Origin of the sequence: Streptomyces sp. P9-2 (genome assembly GCF_051903975.1) — a bacterium.
In the GTDB taxonomy this organism is placed as follows: Bacteria; Actinomycetota; Actinomycetes; order Streptomycetales; family Streptomycetaceae; genus Streptomyces; species Streptomyces cellulosae.
Window position 1 is genome coordinate 3,379,712 of the sequence record NZ_CP192633.1, and the last position, 15,830, is coordinate 3,395,541.

General features: G+C 72.1%; 17 protein-coding genes. 8 read left to right on the forward strand and 9 right to left on the reverse strand.

What is annotated here, in order from left to right; translation table 11 throughout:
- Nucleotides 1-4 precede the first annotated feature (4 nt).
- Nucleotides 5-457 carry a hypothetical protein gene (locus tag ACQY0Z_RS15445; RefSeq protein ID WP_189899392.1) on the reverse strand — a complete coding sequence of 151 codons (453 nt, stop codon included), beginning with the start codon at nucleotides 455-457 and terminating at the stop codon, nucleotides 5-7.
- Entirely contained in the window at nucleotides 454-1,146 is a 693-nt protein-coding gene (locus tag ACQY0Z_RS15450) for an ATP-binding protein (RefSeq protein ID WP_275981571.1), read from the reverse strand. Before ACQY0Z_RS15450 ends, ACQY0Z_RS15445 begins: the two co-directional genes overlap by 4 nt.
- 229 nt (nucleotides 1,147-1,375) lie before the next feature.
- On the opposite strand from ACQY0Z_RS15450, the gene ACQY0Z_RS15455 reads away from it, so the two are divergent.
- The 3 genes from ACQY0Z_RS15455 to ACQY0Z_RS15465 all read left to right on the forward strand — a co-directional run bounded on the left by ACQY0Z_RS15455 (nucleotide 1,376) and on the right by ACQY0Z_RS15465 (nucleotide 3,428).
- The gene (locus ACQY0Z_RS15455; protein WP_189899395.1) at nucleotides 1,376-2,236 is read left to right on the forward strand and encodes a helix-turn-helix domain-containing protein; all 861 of its coding nucleotides are present in this window, start codon (nucleotides 1,376-1,378) and stop codon (nucleotides 2,234-2,236) included.
- The gene (locus ACQY0Z_RS15460; RefSeq protein WP_189899397.1) at nucleotides 2,237-2,521 is read left to right on the forward strand and encodes a DUF397 domain-containing protein; all 285 of its coding nucleotides are present in this window, start codon (nucleotides 2,237-2,239) and stop codon (nucleotides 2,519-2,521) included. It begins immediately after the preceding gene.
- 103 nt (nucleotides 2,522-2,624) lie between these two features.
- Nucleotides 2,625-3,428, forward strand: coding sequence for an SAM-dependent methyltransferase (locus ACQY0Z_RS15465; protein ID WP_254588132.1), 804 nt, complete (start codon nucleotides 2,625-2,627; stop codon nucleotides 3,426-3,428).
- Between the two features lie 126 nt (nucleotides 3,429-3,554).
- On the opposite strand, the gene ACQY0Z_RS15470 is transcribed toward ACQY0Z_RS15465, so the two are convergent.
- Together ACQY0Z_RS15470 and ACQY0Z_RS15475 are read right to left on the reverse strand one after the other, a co-directional pair.
- On the reverse strand, nucleotides 3,555-5,045 hold the full coding sequence (locus ACQY0Z_RS15470) for a glutamate synthase subunit beta (RefSeq protein WP_381731251.1): 1,491 nt from the start codon (nucleotides 5,043-5,045) through the stop codon (nucleotides 3,555-3,557).
- Between the two features lie 155 nt (nucleotides 5,046-5,200).
- Nucleotides 5,201-5,683: an anthrone oxygenase family protein gene (locus ACQY0Z_RS15475; RefSeq protein WP_189899402.1), complete on the reverse strand. Its 483-nt coding sequence runs from the start codon at nucleotides 5,681-5,683 to the stop codon at nucleotides 5,201-5,203.
- A 210-nt stretch (nucleotides 5,684-5,893) separates the two neighbouring features.
- Between ACQY0Z_RS15475 and ACQY0Z_RS15480 the strand changes: the two genes are divergently transcribed.
- Complete coding sequence (locus ACQY0Z_RS15480; protein ID WP_254588134.1) at nucleotides 5,894-6,526, forward strand: uridine kinase; 633 nt, start codon at nucleotides 5,894-5,896, stop codon at nucleotides 6,524-6,526.
- A 180-nt stretch (nucleotides 6,527-6,706) separates the two neighbouring features.
- Nucleotides 6,707-7,135 carry a CBS domain-containing protein gene (locus ACQY0Z_RS15485; protein ID WP_254588135.1) on the forward strand — a complete coding sequence of 143 codons (429 nt, stop codon included), beginning with the start codon at nucleotides 6,707-6,709 and terminating at the stop codon, nucleotides 7,133-7,135.
- A 34-nt stretch (nucleotides 7,136-7,169) separates the two neighbouring features.
- On the opposite strand, the gene ACQY0Z_RS15490 is transcribed toward ACQY0Z_RS15485, so the two are convergent.
- The 3 genes from ACQY0Z_RS15490 to ACQY0Z_RS15500 form a co-directional block, all read right to left on the reverse strand.
- Nucleotides 7,170-8,288 (reverse strand): magnesium and cobalt transport protein CorA, encoded by a 1,119-nt coding sequence (locus ACQY0Z_RS15490; protein WP_189899408.1) that lies wholly within the window; start codon nucleotides 8,286-8,288, stop codon nucleotides 7,170-7,172.
- A 180-nt stretch (nucleotides 8,289-8,468) separates the two neighbouring features.
- Nucleotides 8,469-9,380, reverse strand: coding sequence for a carbohydrate kinase family protein (locus ACQY0Z_RS15495; RefSeq protein ID WP_381727503.1), 912 nt, complete (start codon nucleotides 9,378-9,380; stop codon nucleotides 8,469-8,471).
- Entirely contained in the window at nucleotides 9,377-10,288 is a 912-nt protein-coding gene (locus tag ACQY0Z_RS15500) for a pseudouridine-5'-phosphate glycosidase (RefSeq protein WP_439812417.1), read from the reverse strand. Before ACQY0Z_RS15500 ends, ACQY0Z_RS15495 begins: the two co-directional genes overlap by 4 nt.
- Nucleotides 10,289-10,387: 99 nt before the next feature.
- Here ACQY0Z_RS15500 and ACQY0Z_RS15505 point away from each other — a divergent pair, with 99 nt between their 5' ends.
- Entirely contained in the window at nucleotides 10,388-10,816 is a 429-nt protein-coding gene (locus ACQY0Z_RS15505; protein WP_189899414.1) for a VOC family protein, read from the forward strand.
- A 28-nt stretch (nucleotides 10,817-10,844) separates the two neighbouring features.
- Here ACQY0Z_RS15505 and ACQY0Z_RS15510 read toward each other — a convergent pair whose 3' ends face one another.
- The gene (locus ACQY0Z_RS15510) at nucleotides 10,845-11,399 is read right to left on the reverse strand and encodes a methylated-DNA--[protein]-cysteine S-methyltransferase (RefSeq protein WP_189899416.1); all 555 of its coding nucleotides are present in this window, start codon (nucleotides 11,397-11,399) and stop codon (nucleotides 10,845-10,847) included.
- Between the two features lie 86 nt (nucleotides 11,400-11,485).
- On the reverse strand, nucleotides 11,486-12,361 hold the full coding sequence (locus tag ACQY0Z_RS15515) for a glycerophosphodiester phosphodiesterase (RefSeq protein ID WP_189899418.1): 876 nt from the start codon (nucleotides 12,359-12,361) through the stop codon (nucleotides 11,486-11,488).
- 279 nt (nucleotides 12,362-12,640) lie between these two features.
- Here ACQY0Z_RS15515 and ACQY0Z_RS15520 point away from each other — a divergent pair, with 279 nt between their 5' ends.
- Together ACQY0Z_RS15520 and uvrB are read left to right on the forward strand one after the other, a co-directional pair.
- Nucleotides 12,641-13,504, forward strand: coding sequence for an MHYT domain-containing protein (locus ACQY0Z_RS15520; protein ID WP_189899420.1), 864 nt, complete (start codon nucleotides 12,641-12,643; stop codon nucleotides 13,502-13,504).
- 40 nt (nucleotides 13,505-13,544) lie between these two features.
- Nucleotides 13,545-15,695, forward strand: a complete 2,151-nt coding sequence (gene uvrB / locus ACQY0Z_RS15525) for an excinuclease ABC subunit UvrB (RefSeq protein WP_189899422.1) — start codon at nucleotides 13,545-13,547, stop codon at nucleotides 15,693-15,695.
- The last annotated feature ends 135 nt before the right edge of the window (nucleotides 15,696-15,830 follow it).

The window sequence follows — 15,830 nt, forward strand, 5'->3', positions numbered from 1 at the left end:
GCCGTCAGGCGGTGACGGGGCGTGACCAGACCGGGGTCGTCCCGGTGAGCCGGCACAGGGCCAGGTAGAGCGGTATCGGCGGCGTGTAGGGGAGCGTGCCGTCGGGGCGGTGGATCAGCCCCGGGAGGCCGGCGGCACCCGTGTCGGCGGGGGAGTCGGGGAGGACCGCGCCGGCGGCGTAGTGCGCGGGGGCGGGCCACTCCAGGGCGTAGTCCGAGTCGGACGGGACCAGCCACCACCAGTGCGCGTCGTCGGCGTACACGCACCCCACGCGGGGCAGCCGGGGCAGGACCTGCGGGCCGAAGCGGGCCGGCACGGCCACCGCGTCGCAGCCCATCGGGGCGGTCATCCCCTCGGGCACGGGGAGCCGTCGGGGCGCGTCCGGCGTGAGCCGTCCGCGCTGGATCCGGACCAGGGAGTCCAGGCTCAGTACGCGTGTGGCGCCGGGGCCCGTCACGCCAGTCCTCCGTCCCGGTCGGCGGGGATGCCGAGGCGCTGCTCCGCGGGGTGGGCCGCGCCGCTGTCGCCGGTGTCGTCCTCGCCGTCCCCGGAGCCGCCGGCCGGACCGGGCTTGGGGCGGGCGCCCCAGCCGAGGTCGTTCCGGGCGTCGGCGGGGTCGCCGGGGGCGTCGGAGGTGCGGGGGAGTTCCGCCCAGACCAGCAGGCCGGGGCCGTGTTCGAGGGCGCCCCACGCGTGGCACAGGGAGTCGACGAGGAGCAGTCCCCGCCCGTGCTCCTCCTCCGGCTGCTGCCGGGTGTTCGCCCGCGGCCGGCCCGGCGCGCAGCCCTCGTCCCGCACGGCGATGCGCAGCAGGTCGTCGCCGTCGTGCAGTTCGCAGACGACATGGCTGCTCGCGGTGTGCACGATGGCGTTGGTGACCAGTTCGGAGACGACCAGGGCCGCCGTGTCACAGGTGTCCTCGCACACCGACCAGCCGGTCAGCCGGGCCCGTGTCAGCCGTCTCGCCTGCGCGGGGGAACCAGGGTGAGCGGCCAGTTCGAAACGGAACCGGCGCCCGGCCCCGGCCCTCGAAGGAGCGGTGGCCGGGGTGGCGCCGAGGCCGACGGAAGCCGCGGCGGCGTCTGTTCCTAAGGGCGCGGACGGAATCACGCTTGCCACTATCGCCCCGCCGTGAACACTTGGCAAGTGTCACTCTGAAAATTGCAGAGTGCTGTGTGACGGTCTGGACGGGCGTGGCACACTGCTCGCAACAGCACCTCGCGCGGCGCCAGTTGGGATCGCCGGACATTGATTCGAATGTGTGTTCGCGTCACTTCGGATCGCTGGTTCCCGTCCCGGGGGATCACCCGATCCCTGTGCCGGATCTCCGGACGGCGCCGCCGGGCTGTCAGGATTTGTTCGAGGGAGGTGAAGCGTGAGCGAACCCCGGTCCGCGCCGACGGTCGGGCAGGTCGTCCTCGGACGCCGCCTGCTGGACCTGCGCGAGCGCGCGGGTCTCAAACGGGAGGAGGCCGCCCGGATCCTGCGTGTCGCCCCTGCCACCGTGCGCCGCATGGAGATGGCCGAGGTGGGGCTCAAGATCCCCTACCTCCAGCTGCTGCTGAAGGCCTACGGCGTCTCCGACGAGGAGGCCGAGGCCTTCGTCCAGCTCGCGGAGGACGCCAACCGGCCCGGCTGGTGGCAGCGCTTCCACGACATCCTGCCCGGCTGGTTCTCCATGTACGTCAGCCTGGAGGGCGCGGCCTCCCTCATCCGCAGCTACGAACCCCACTTCGTCCCCGGACTGCTCCAGACGGAGGACTACGCGCGTGGCGTGCTGCGCTCCGGCGCCATCGGGCAGACCCGCCCCGAGGACATCGAGCGCCACGTCGACCTGCGCATGCGGCGGCAGAAGCTGCTCACCCGCGAGGACGCGCCCCGGCTGTGGGCCGTCATGGACGAGACGGTGCTGCGCCGCCAGGTCGGCGGTCCGGAGGTGATGCGCGCGCAGATCGACAAGCTGCTCGAGGCGGCGGCGCTGCCCAACGTGACGCTCCAGATCGCCATGTTCGACAGCGGGCCCCACCCCGGCACGTACGGGCCGTTCGTGCTGTTCCGATTTGCCATGCCCGAACTGCCGGACATGGTCTACAGCGAGTACCTGACCGGCGCCGTCTACCTGGACGCGCGCACCGAGGTGGCGACCCACCTCGAGGTCATGGACCGCATGGCGGCGCAGGCCGCCACGGCACATCGCACGAAGGAGATCCTCCGGGATCTCCGCAAGGAGCTGTGAATGGAACTCATCAAGCCCCCGAAGACCCAGCCGCGTGCACGGGCGCACGCCAGGAGGATCTACAACGGCATGCCCGCGCGGGAATTGGGCAGCGAGGGCTGGCACAAGCCCTGGAGCGGCGGCAACGGCGGCAACTGCCTGGAGGCGATGAAGCTGGACGACGGCCGGATCGCCGTGCGCCAGTCCACCGACCCGGACGGTCCGGCGCTCATCTACACCTCCGCCGAGATGACGGCCTTCATCGAGGGGGCCAAGGCCGGAGAGGCGGATTTCCTGCTGTCCTGATCTCCGATTGCCGCACTACCTTTGCTTTCCCTTGGCACCGCCTTGGCACCGAATTTGGCACTGAATTGATCACTAACACTTGCAGACAGTTACGGAGTCCGTCATGACCGGGCAGAACCCCGTGGAGATCGACACCACCAGACCGCATCCGGCGCGGATGTACGACTGGTACCTCGGAGGCAAGGACAACTACCCGGTCGACGAGGCCATGGGCCGGCAGATGCTCACCCTGGAGCCGAGGGTGCCGGTCATGGCGCGCGTCAACCGCGCGTTCATGCAGCGCGCCACGCGCTGGCTCGCCGGGCAGGGCGTGCGCCAGTTCCTCGACGTCGGCACGGGCATCCCCACCGAGCCCAACCTGCACCAGATCGCCCAGAAGATCACGCCGGACGCCCGCGTCGTCTACTGCGACAACGATCCCATCGTGCTGGCCCACGCGGCGGCCCTGCTGCGCGGCACGGACGAGGGCGTCACCGACTACCTCCAGGCCGACGTCCGGGACCCGGACACCATCCTGGAGGGAGCGCGCAAGGTCCTCGACTTCGACGAGCCGATCGGCCTGTCGCTCATCGCGCTGCTGCACTTCGTCCCCGACGAGGACGGCGCGCACGAGCTGGTGGCGCGGCTGGTGGACGCCCTGCCGTCGGGCAGCCACCTGGTGATCAGCCACGCCACGGCCGACTTCACCCCCGAGGAGTCGGAGGAGGCCACGGCGAAGCTCAAGGGCGCGGGCGTCACCCTGGCGCTGCGCAGCCGCGAGGAGTTCACCCGCTTCTTCGACGGCCTCGACCTCGTCGAACCGGGCGTCCAGGTGCCGCACCTCTGGCACCCCGAACTGGGCGACCCGGTCCCCGGCCAGGACGACGGGGTCATCCCCGGCTACGGCGCGGTGGCGCGCAAGCCGTAGGGCCGTCCGCTCCTGTCCGACGCCCTCGGGCGCCCGGCTCCGGCCGGGGGCCCGAGGGCGTCGGCGTGCTGGGGGCACATTCAGGCCATGAGGGCGGCCGGCAGGCGTGCGCGGGCCGGGTGCGTCTCAGACGGTCATGGGCCGGTCGTACGGGCCGATCGGCGCCGGCAGACGGCTCGTGCCGCCCGTCAGGTACTGGTCGACGGCCGCCGCCACCGCCCGCCCCTCCGCGATGGCCCACACGATCAGCGACTGCCCCCGGGCTGCGTCGCCCGCCGCGAAGACGTCCGGCATGTGCGTGGCGAAGTCCGGCCCCCGCGTGATCGTCCCGCGCGGCTCCAGCTCGAGACCGAGCTGCGCGATCATCCCGTCGCCCTGGTCAGGGCCCGAGAAGCCGAGCGCCAGCAGCACCATGTCGGCGGGCAGCGTCCGCTCCGTCCCCGGCACGGGCCTGCGCCCCGCGTCCACCTCGACCAGGTGCAGTCCGCGCACCCGCCCGTGCTCGTCCCCCTCGAAACGCAGCGTCGACGCGGCGAACAGCCTCGCGTCGGCGTCCGCCTGCGGCGCCGTCCGCAGCGCGCCCGCCTCCTCGTGCGCCGCCGACAGCCGGTACAGCTTCGGGTACGTCGGCCAGGGCTCGTTCTCCTCGTCGCGCTCGGCGCCCGGCTTCCGGTAGATGTCCAACTGGGTGACCGACGCGGCCCGCTCCCGCACCGCCGTCCCCAGACAGTCGGCGCCCGTGTCACCGCCCCCGACGATGACGACGTGCCGCCCCTCCGCCGACAGCGGCGACCTCCCCAGGTCGCCCTCGCACACCCGGTTGGCCAGCGGCAGGTACTCCATCGCCTGGTGGATGCCCGCGAGTTCACGCCCCGGCACCGGCAGCTCCCGCCACGCCGTCGCCCCCGTCGCGATCACCACCGCGTCGTAACGGCTCCGCAGCTCCGCCGCGTCCACGTCCTGCCCGACCGTGGTCGACGTGCGGAACCGCGTCCCCTCGGCCCGCATCTGCTCCACGCGCCGTTCCAGATGGTGCTTCTCCATCTTGAACTCCGGGATCCCGTACCGCATGAGCCCGCCGATCCGGTCGTCCCGCTCGTACACCGCGACCGTGTGCCCGGCCCGGGTGAGCTGCTGCGCGGCCGCCAGCCCGGTGGGACCCGAGCCGATGACCGCGACCGTCCGCCCGGACAGCCGGTCCGGCGGCGCCGGCTGGGCGAACCCCTCCTCCCACGCCTTGTCGGCGATGGCGCACTCGACGTTCTTGATGGTCACCGCCGGCTGGTTGATGGCCAGCACACAGCCCGCCTCGCACGGCGCCGGGCACAGCCTCCCCGTGAACTCGGGGAAGTTGTTCGTGGCGTGCAGCCGCTCCGCCGCCGCCCGCCAGTCCTCCCGGGACACCAGGTCGTTCCACTCCGGGATGAGGTTGCCCAGCGGACAGGCCTCGTGGCAGAACGGCACACCGCAGTCCATGCACCGGTCGGCCTGCTCACTGATGATCGGCAGCAGTCCCCCGGGGACGTACACCTCGTCCCAGTCGCGGGCCCGCTCCTCCACGGGCCGGCGCGGCCACTCCTCGCGGGGCGTGGTGAGGAAACCCTTGGGATCTGCCATGGCCGTCTTCCTTGCGTGCGCGGGTGACAGGCCGTGCGTCGTCGGGCGGCACTCCTGCGCACACGATACGTCCGCTCATCCCGGCCCGCAGCGTGCCGGACACCGTGCGTACGGGGCCTCGGCCGGGGCGCGCCCGGGCGCGGCGTCCGCCACCCTCAGGCGGTGAGGGCGAGGAGGTACGCCGGCGCCGCCCCGGCCGAGGCGACGGCGCGGACGTGGTTCCACCGCGTCCACCCGCGCACGTACTCCGGCCAGTACGCGGCAGCCTCCGCGCCGCCCGCGTCGAGCCGGGCCAGCCGCTCGTTGCGGGGTATGTTCGCCGCCACGGTCGGTCCGAACGACCCGCACAGGAACAGCGCGCCGCCCACCACCGACGCGACCGCCCCCTCGTCCGGCCACGTCACGAGCGTCACCACCGTGAGCACCGCGCTCAGCACCGTCGTGCCGAGGAACACCGTCATGAACGGTGGCCGCAGCGCCGCCACGTTGACCGCCTGCATCGCCGCCACGCCCCGCGCCGGCGGCAGCGCCGCCAGCCCTCGCATCACGAACGTCGAGAACGCGCAGAACACCCCGGCCACCAGCCCGGTCCCCAGCACACCCAGCGCCGTCAGCACGGCGTTCGCCCCCTCACCCATGTCCTCACCCCTGTCATCCTTCTCACCCTCGTCCTTCCGGCCGGGCCCTTCCCCGGCCGCCCGTACCACCAGTGAACGCGCCCCCGCCGCGCCGGACCATGGCCGAACGGCGCGCACCCATACGCGGGCGTCCACCGCCCGCTCCCGCCCACGGCGCCTGTCCTCCCCGGCGCTTCCCGTGCCGCCCGGGACGTGCCGCATCATGGCCGTGTGCGACTCGAAGCGATCACCTGGGACCGGCTCGTCGACCTGCTCGCCGAACGCCTGCTGGACCTCGACACGGCCGACGGCTCCCCCTGGCCCCGCGTCGCCCTCGACGGCGCCCCGGCCGCCCGCCCGGGAGACCTCGCCGAACGGGTCGCCGAGGCGCTGCGCGTCCGCGGCCGCCCCAGCCTGGTCGTCGGCACGGAGGGCTTCCTGCGCCCCGCCTCGGTCCGGCTCGAGTACGGCCACCAGGACCTGGAGTCCTACTACAGCGGCTGGTACGACACCGGCGCCCTGTGGCGCGAGGTGTTCGACCCGCTCGGCCCCGGCGGCAGCGGCCGGGTCCTGCCCGACCTCTGGGACCCGGTCACCGACCGTGCCACCCGCAGCCCGTACGCCGAATTGCCGCCCGGCGGCGTGCTGTTGCTGCACGGACCCCTCCTCCTGCACCACTGGTTCCCCTTCGACCTGACCGTCCACCTCCTCCTCTCACCCGGAGCGCTGCGCCGCCGCACCCCCGAATCCGAGCACTGGACCCTCCCCGCCTTCGAGCGCTACGAGCGGGAGACCGACCCGGCCGGCACCGCCGACGTCCTCGTACGGGCCGACGACCCCCGCCACCCGGCCTGGCGCGGCTGAGAACACGGCGAAGAGCGTGGTCAGGGCTCTGTCGAGGCCCCGTCGGGAGACTGGCGCGGCCGAGGGTGCGGCGCCGCCCCCTGCGGGTGCCGTCCGCGAGCGGCACGGCGACAATGAAGGGCGTCGGGACTCGCGGCGCGCCCCGCGCCGCGCCGGCCGTCCGGCACCGGGAGGTACCTCATGACCACCGCCGGAGACATCATGCACCGCGGCGCCCAGTGGATCCCCGCGCACGAAACCCTCGACCGGGCGGCGCAGTTGATGCGCGAACTGAACGTCGGCGCGCTGCCCATCAGCGACGAGAACGAACGGCTCTGCGGCATCCTCACCGACCGCGACATCGTCGTCGGCTGCGTCGCCATGGGCCACGACCCCGCCAAGGTCACCGCGGGCGACATGGCCCAGGGCACACCGCGCTGGATCGAGTCCGACGCCGACGTCGACGACGTCCTCACCGAGATGCGCACCCACCAGATCCGCCGGCTGCCCGTCATCGACGACAAGCGTCTCGTCGGCATGATCAGCGAGGCCGACCTGGCCCGGCATCTGACGGACGAACAGATCGCCGCCTTCGCCGAGAGCGTCTACGCCCGGTCCGCCTCCGGCTGAGCCCGCCGCCCGCGACCGGCGGGACGGGCGCGCGTCACAGCCAGCCGCTGCGCCGGAACGCCCGGTACAGCACCAGACACGCCACGGATATCACCCCGACGACCATGCCGTAGCCGTACCGCCAGTGCAGCTCCGGCATGTGGTCGAAGTTCATGCCGTACACCCCGCACACCATGGTCGGCACCGCGACGATCGCCGCCCATGCGGTGATCTTCCGCATGTCCTCGTTCTGGGCGACGGTGACCCGTGCCAGGTGGGCCTGGAGGATCGAGTTGATCAGCTCGTCGAACGCCGCTATCTGATCCGTCGCCCGCTGCAGATGGTCGGCGACGTCACGGAAGTACGCCTGGATGTCGGGGGCGACCACCCGGTTCGGCCGGGTGGCGAGCTCCTCCAGCGGCCGGCCCAGCGGCACCACCGCCCGCTTCAGCTCCAGCAGTTCACGCTTGAGCTGGTAGATACGGCCCGGGTCGACGCGGGCGCCGTGCTCCGCGAACACCTCCGTCTCGACCTGGTCCATGTCCCCCTGGACCGAGTCGACCACGCGCAGATAGTCGTCGACGACCTGGTCCGCGACGGCGTGCAGCACCGTGGACGGACCCTGCGCCAACCGAGCCGGATCGGCCTCAAGACCTTCGCGCAGCGGGCCGAGCGACCCGTGCCGGCCGTGCCGCACGGTCACCACGAAGTCCTCGCCGACGAACACCATGATCTCGCCGGTGTCCACCACCTCGCTGGTCGCGGTGAGTTCCTCGTGCTCGACGTAGCAGACGGTCTTGAACACCGCGAACAGCGTCTCCCCGTACCGCTCCAGCTTCGGCCGCTGATGCGCCTCGACGGTGTCCTCCACCGCCAGCGGATGCAGGTCGAACAGCTCGGCGATGCCGGCGAACTCCCGGCTCGTCGGCTCGTGCAGCCCCAGCCACACGAACCCCTCCCCGCTCGCGCGGACCCGCTTGACGGCCTCGGCCGCGTCCCCGGGCACGGAGAGGCGGTGACCGTCCCTGTACGTCACGCAGTTGACCACCGACGACCCCAGCGGGGACCGGGCGGGGTGGCTCAGATCCACCCGGGGACGCCTGCGCGCCAGACCGCGCAGCCTGCCCACCCGGCCGAGACCGGTGACCCTCCTCAGATTCACTGCCCTGGACATTCGGCTCCCCCTCGCGTGGATCCCCCGTGCCGCGCTTCCTCGTCGGCCTGCCGCGCCAGTCTGCCAGCACCCGGCCGACCGCGTGCGGGCCTGTGGAAAGGGGAAGTTCCGTTTGGTTCCCGCCTGTGGAAAAAGGGCGCGCCCACGCAAGAGAACGCCCTTCCGCGCAAGTTGGCCCGGTCAGCCCCGCGCCGGCGGCCGTGCCCCCACCCGCTCCACCGCCGCGGCACCCGCCCGGCACCCCTCCTCCGCCGCCCGCCCGGCATCCGCACCGGCCAGCAGCGCCGCGAGAAAGGCCCCGGTGAAGGCGTCGCCCGCCCCGGTCGTGTCCCGAGGCGTCACCGGCAGAGCGGGAACACGGGCGCACACCTCGCCGGACCGCGCCAGCAGCGCACCCTCCGCGCCGAGCTTGACCACCACCAGCGGCACCCGCCGGCTCAGCGTCTCCGCCGCCTCCGCCACATCCGGACACCCCGTCAGCAGACACGCCTCGTCGCGGCTCGGCAGCAGCACGTCCACGCCCTCGGCCAACGACAGGAAGCGGTCCGGACCCAGCTCGGCCAGGAACCCGGCCGACGCCGGATCCATGCTCACCGGCACCCCCCGCGCCTCCGACGCCTTCAACGCCACCGCCACCAGGGCCCGGCTGCTCCCGCCGAACAGCAGATAGCCCGACAGATGCAGCCGCCCCACCCCGTCCAGCAGGGCGTCCGACCAGTCCTCGGGGCCGAGCCGCAGCGACGCGCCGCTGTCGGTGAGGAAGGTCCGCTCGGCCGCCGCGCCCTCGTCGACCAGGCACACGACCGTCCCCGTCGGCACCTCGGCGTCCACGACCAGCCGCGGACGCACACCGCAGGCGTTCAGCTCCCGTTCGTGCCAGACCGCCGCGTCCGCGCCCACCCGCCCCAGCAGCCGCACCTCGCACCCGCCCCGGCGCGCCGCCCAGCAGGCGACGTTCGCGCCCGCCCCGCCCGGCACCGTGCGGATCACGGCCGCCGTGTCCGTGCCCGGGGCGAGCGGTCCCGCGTGGCGCGCGACCACGTCCGTGATCACGTCGCCGACGACCAGCAGCGCCCCGTCCGACCCGGTCACGCCCCGGCGGCCCAGGCCGCCGCCACCCGGGCCGCGAGCGCCACGTTGCCCCGCACCGCCGCCAGATTGGCCTCGAGGGAGGCGCCGTCGGTATGCCTCACCAGGTGGTCCAGCAGGAACGGCGTGACCCCCTGACCGGTGACCCCGGCCGCCTCGCACGCCCGCAGCGCCTCGTCGAGCACCCGCGCGTGCAGCCCGGGATCCAGCTGCTGCCCCTCAGATACCGGGTTGGCGACGACGAGCGCCGACTCCGGGCAGCCGAGCGCGTCCTGCGCCCGCATCACCGCGGCCACCTCCTCCGGGGTGTCCAGCCGCCAGTCCACGGGATGCCCCGAGTCGGACAGGTAGAAGCCGGGGAAGCGGTCGGTGCCGTACCCGGCGACCGCCACGCCCAGCGTCTCCAGCCGCTGCAGGGTCGCCGGCACGTCCAGGATCGACTTCACGCCCGCGCACACCACGGTGATCCGGGTGCGCGCCAGCAGCCCCAGGTCGGCCGACTCGTCCTGGGTGACCGTCCACTCGCGGTGCACCCCGCCGAGCCCGCCGGTGGCGAACACCCGGATGCCCGCGAGCGCCGCGAGCAGCGCGGTCGCGGAGACCGTCGTCGCGCCGCTCGCCCCCGTGGCCACCGCGAGCGGCAGGTCACGGTGGCCCAGCTTGCGGATGCCGTCCTCGTTCGCGACCCGCTCCAGCTGCTCCTTGTCCAGGCCGACCCGCGGCGTGCCGTCCAGCACGGCGATCGTCGCCGGGACCGCGCCCTCCCGCCGTACCGCGGCCTCCAGTTCGCGCGCCACCTGGAGATTGCGCGGCCGGGGCAGGCCGTGGGCGATGATCGTGGACTCCAGGGCCACCACCGGCCGGCCCGTCGCGATCGCGTCCCGTACCTCTTCCGACACCATCAGCACCACGCGTTGCCTCCCGTCTGCCGCCTCTCCCTCCATCTCTGGCGGGCGGCACGCCGGGCCAAACCCTTGCGGTGCGTCACACGGCTCACGGAGGCTGGGGCCATGACAGACCACGCGACCCGGCTCGACCACATCGTCCTCTGGGTGAGCGACCCGATCGCCGCCGCGCACTTCTACGAGAAGGCCGTCGGCCTGGAGCCGGTGAGGCTCGCCGACTTCTCGGTCGGCGAGGCGCCCTTCCCCTCGGTGCGCGTCAGTGACGAGACCATCCTCGACCTCATGCCGCGCTCCAAGGCGGACCGCATGACGATGCTGCCCGGGGCCGCCGACAGCTCGGGCCACCCCGTCAATCACGTCTGCCTGTCGCTGTCCGCGGACGCCTTCGACGCCCTCCTCGACCGCCTTCAGCAGCAGTCGGTCCCGGTGTCGGACATCGCCCACGACTCCTTCGGGGCACGCGGCCCGGCCAAGCGCAGCTTCTACTTCCGCGACCCCGACGGCAACATCTTCGAGGCGCGCCACTACGACTGAACGGCGGCTCCACAAGCCGCCAGGGCTGTCAGAACAGCGGCTCCGGCAGCACACCCTCCAGGGCGAGCAGCCGCCGCTTCGTCTCCAGCCCGCCCCCGAAGCCGCCGATGCCGCCGCCGCTCTCCACGACCCGGTGGCAGGGCACGACCACCGGCAGCGGGTTGGCGCCCATGGCCATGCCCACGGCCTGCGCGGCGCCCGGCTGACCGACCCGGCCCGCCAGATCGCCGTACCCCACCACCGTGCCGAACGGCACGGTGGTGGCCAGTTCGCGCAGCACCTCGCGGTTGAAGCCCGAGATCAGCGACCAGTCCAGCGGCAGCTCGAAGGAGTGCCTCTCGCCCGCGAAGTAGGCGTCGAACTGGCGTATCGCCTCGGCCAGCAGAGGCGAGCCGGGCTCCTCCACGGGCTCGCCGCCGAGCCGGGACGCCAGCCGCTCCAGCGCCTTGTCACGCACCTCGTCGGTGGCGTGGAACACCACGTTGACCAGGCCCTCCCGGGTCGCGGCCAGCAGCAGCGGGCCGATGGCGGTGTCCACGACCGCCCACACGACCCGCTGCCCGAACCGCCCGTCGCTGTCCATGCGCCCCACCGTACGACCCGCCACCGACAACGCCCGCCGGAACGGCGGCAAAGGGGGCCAAGGGCAGGCCAGCCGCGGCCGAGGGATCAGCCGCCCACCGCGTCACGCACCACGTCGGGGTTGTTGGAGATGATCCCGTCCACCCCGTAGCCGGCCACCCGGCGGGCGGCGGCCGCGTCGTTCACCGTCCAGGTGAACGTCTCCAGCCGCTTGCCGTGCGCCCCCTTGAAGGCGTGCACCGCGGTCACGTAGTCGGCGGTCAGCGACGCGTGCGAGGGATTGATCTGGTCGGTGAAGACCGCGTACGCCGGCAGGTCCGCGACCGGCGGCGTACCGAGGAACCCGGTCTTCACCGCGGGGGCCAGCTGGTGGACCGTGCGCACGCTGTCCGCGCTGAAACTCTGCACGACCAGCCGCTGCCGCACATGCGCCCGGTCGAGCCAGCCCTCGTTGGCGAGGACCTTGAGGATGTCCCGTTCTATGCCGGGATACAGCTGCGGGTTCTTGATCTCCAGCAGCAGCTTCTGCCGGTGCTGGTCGATCCGGTGCACGAACTGCTCCAGCGTCGGCACGCGCGCGCCCGCGTACGCGGGGTCGAACCAGCTGCCCGCGTCCAGGCGGGCTATCTCGGCGGCGGTGAAGTCCTTCACCTTCCACGGCGCACGGTCGGGGAAGACCTCCTCGACGTCGGTGGTGCGCTGCAGACTGTCGTCGTGGACGACGACGAGCTCGCCGTCCTTGGTGCGCTGGACGTCGTTCTCCACCCACTCGGTGCCCAGGGCGGCCGCCTTGTCGACGGCTGCCAGCGTGTTCTCCGGCGCGTACCCGGAGGCGCCCCGGTGCGCGACGACCACGGGTGCCGGCGCGGTGCCCTCGGCGGCCCGGGCCGGGGAGAGCGGCAGCAGGAGAACGGCGGCTCCCGCAAGCGCGGTGGTCGAGGCGGCAACAGCGCGTACGTGCATGTGTACTCCTCGCGTCGAACGGTCACGGTCAGGAACCACTGTGACAGCAGAGGGTCAACGCAAGACGGGTGCAGGATGGCCACGGATTGAACGCCGGACCCCGAACGCCGCACACCGGTGCCACACACCTGCGGCAAGGACGTGTTTCTTTGCCGGATAGTCGTTCGACCATTCCGGTGGGGGTCATACTCTCTGCGAAACCCTGGCCGCCGCAGCGGTCCTGGGAGGGGGCGTAGAACAGGGCAACGCGGGACGTTGAGGGCGGAAGGGCAGCCGCGCATGCACGGCACGGTCGACGGATTCAGTTACGGGCTGGTAACACCTCTGGTGGCCTATCTCATGGCCTGTCTCGGAGGTGCGCTCGGGCTGCGCTGCACCACCCGGGCAGGCCACGGTCCGCGCTCCTGGCGACCCGCCTGGCTCGCCCTCGGGGCGGCCTCCATAGGCGCCGGCGTCTGGACGATGCACTTCATCGCGATGATGGGTTTCACCGTCGAGGGGACGCCGATCCGCTACGACCGCGCCTTGACCCTCGCGAGCCTCGCCGTCGCCGTCGTCATGGTGGGCATAGGCATCTTCATCGTCGGCTACAGGGGCGCCACCGGGACGGCCCTCTTCACCGGCGGAACCGTCACCGGTCTCGGCATGGCGTCCATGCACTACCTCGGCATGGCCGGAATGAGTCTGGACGGGCTGATCGAGTACGACGTCCTCGCCGTCGCCGCCTCGGTCGTCGTCGCCATGGCCGCCGCCAGCGCGGCCCTGTGGGCGGCGGGACAGGGCAAAGGGTTCCTGTGGAGCGTCGGCGCGAGTCTGATCATGGGTCTCGCGGTCACCGGCATGCACTACATCGGCATGGCCGCCGTCGAGGTGCATGTGCACGGCACCGCCGAACCCGCCACGGGGGAGTCCGCCGCGGCCCTGCTCGGCCCGATGATGGTCGGACCGCTCGCCGTCCTCGTCCTCGCCGGCATCGTGGTGATCTTCGACCCGCTGGTCGTCATGGGCCGCTCCCCGGCGCCCTCCGCCGACCGTCTGCCGGGGATACCCGCCCATTCCCCGTCGCACCACCCCTCGGTCCGCTCCCGGCTGCGCGCCCGCGGCCCCGTCGAGCACCGCTCCCGCACCCCCCAGCGCCGCTGACCCGGACCCGTTGTCAGTGGGGAGTCGTACCGTGGATGACATGCGGCCCGTTTCCCAGATCGAACGCACGGTGGCGCCCTTCGAGGTCGTCAGCCCCTACCAGCCCAGCGGCGACCAGCCGGCGGCCATCGCCGAGCTCGCCCGGCGCATCGAGGCCGGTGAGCGGGACGTCGTGCTGCTCGGCGCCACCGGCACCGGCAAGTCCGCCACCACCGCGTGGATGATCGAAAAGCTCCAGCGCCCCACCCTGGTCATGGCGCCGAACAAGACCCTGGCCGCCCAGCTGGCCAACGAGTTCCGCGAGCTCCTGCCGAACAACGCGGTCGAGTACTTCGTCTCGTACTACGACTACTACCAGCCCGAGGCGTACGTCCCGCAGTCGGACACCTACATCGAGAAGGACTCCTCGATCAACGAGGAGGTCGAGCGGCTGCGCCACTCCGCGACCAACTCGCTGCTCACCCGCCGCGACGTCGTCGTGGTCGCCTCCGTCTCCTGCATCTACGGCCTGGGCACCCCGCAGGAGTACGTGGACCGCATGGTGCCCCTGCGCGTCGGCGACGAGATCGACCGTGACGAACTGCTGCGCCGCTTCGTCGACATCCAGTACACGCGCAACGACATGGCCTTCACCCGCGGCACCTTCCGCGTGCGCGGCGACACCATCGAGATCTTCCCGGTCTACGAGGAGCTCGCCGTCCGCATCGAGATGTTCGGCGACGAGATCGAGGCCCTGTCCACGCTGCACCCGCTGACCGGCGAGATCATCAGCGACGACCAGCAGCTCTACGTCTTCCCCGCCTCCCACTACGTCGCCGGCCCCGAGCGGCTGGAGCGCGCGGTCAACGACATCGAGAAGGAGCTCGGCGAGCGCCTCTCCGAGCTGGAGAAGCAGGGCAAGCTCCTGGAGGCCCAGCGGCTGCGCATGCGGACCACGTACGACATCGAGATGCTCCGCCAGATCGGCACCTGCTCCGGCGTGGAGAACTACTCGATGCACTTCGACGGCCGCACGCCGGGCTCGCCGCCCAACACGCTCCTGGACTACTTCCCGGACGACTTCCTCCTCGTCATCGACGAGTCGCACGTCACCGTGCCGCAGATCGGCGCCATGTACGAGGGCGACGCCTCCCGCAAGCGCACGCTCGTCGACCACGGCTTCCGGCTGCCCTCCGCCCTGGACAACCGGCCGCTGAAGTGGGAGGAGTTCCAGGAGCGCGTCGGCCAGACGGTGTACCTGTCGGCCACCCCGGGGCAGTACGAGCTCTCCCGCTCGGACGGCTTCGTCGAGCAGATCATCCGCCCGACCGGACTCGTCGACCCCGAGGTCGTCGTCAAGCCCACCGAGGGCCAGATCGACGACCTGGTGCACGAGATCCGCACACGTGTGGAGAAGGACGAGCGCGTCCTGGTCACCACGCTCACCAAGAAGATGGCCGAGGACCTCACGGACTACTTCCTCGAGCTCGGCATCCAGGTGCGCTATCTGCACAGCGACGTCGACACCCTGCGCCGGGTGGAGCTGCTGCGGGAGCTGCGCAGCGGCGAGTACGACGTCCTGGTCGGCATCAACCTGCTGCGTGAGGGTCTCGACCTGCCCGAGGTGTCCCTGGTGGCGATCCTCGACGCCGACAAGGAGGGCTTCCTGCGGTCGGGCACCTCCCTGATCCAGACCATCGGCCGCGCGGCGCGCAACGTCTCCGGTCAGGTCCACATGTACGCCGACAAGATCACGCCGGCGATGGAGAAGGCCATCGAGGAGACCAACCGCCGCCGCGAGAAGCAGATCGCGTACAACCAGGCCAACGGCATCGACCCGCAGCCGCTGCGCAAGAAGATCAACGACATCGTCGCGCAGATCGCCCGCGAGGACATCGACACCGAGCAGCTGCTCGGCTCGGGCTACCGCCAGGCCAAGAAGGACGGCGGAGGCACCAAGGCGCCCGTGCCCGCCCTCGGCGGCAAGGCGGCGAAGGCCGCGAAGAACGCCAAGGGGCCCAAGGGCAAGGCCGCCGAGACCGTGCCCACCGACCGCCCCGCGGCCGAACTCGCCGAGCAGATCGAGGAGCTGACCGCGCGCATGCGCGCCGCCGCCGCCGACCTGCAGTTCGAGATCGCGGCACGGCTGCGCGACGAGGTGTCCGAGATGAAGAAGGAACTGAGGCAGATGCAGGAGGCGGGCCTGTCCTGACCTCCGCACACGGAATGTGTTGCAAGACCGACACAAAGTGTGGACCGGGCTACGTCGCTGTCAGCGCACCTGCGTAGGGTTCTGGTCAACCGCGGTCTTCGCGGCAACAGGGGACGTCCGAGAGGGGAATCAGCG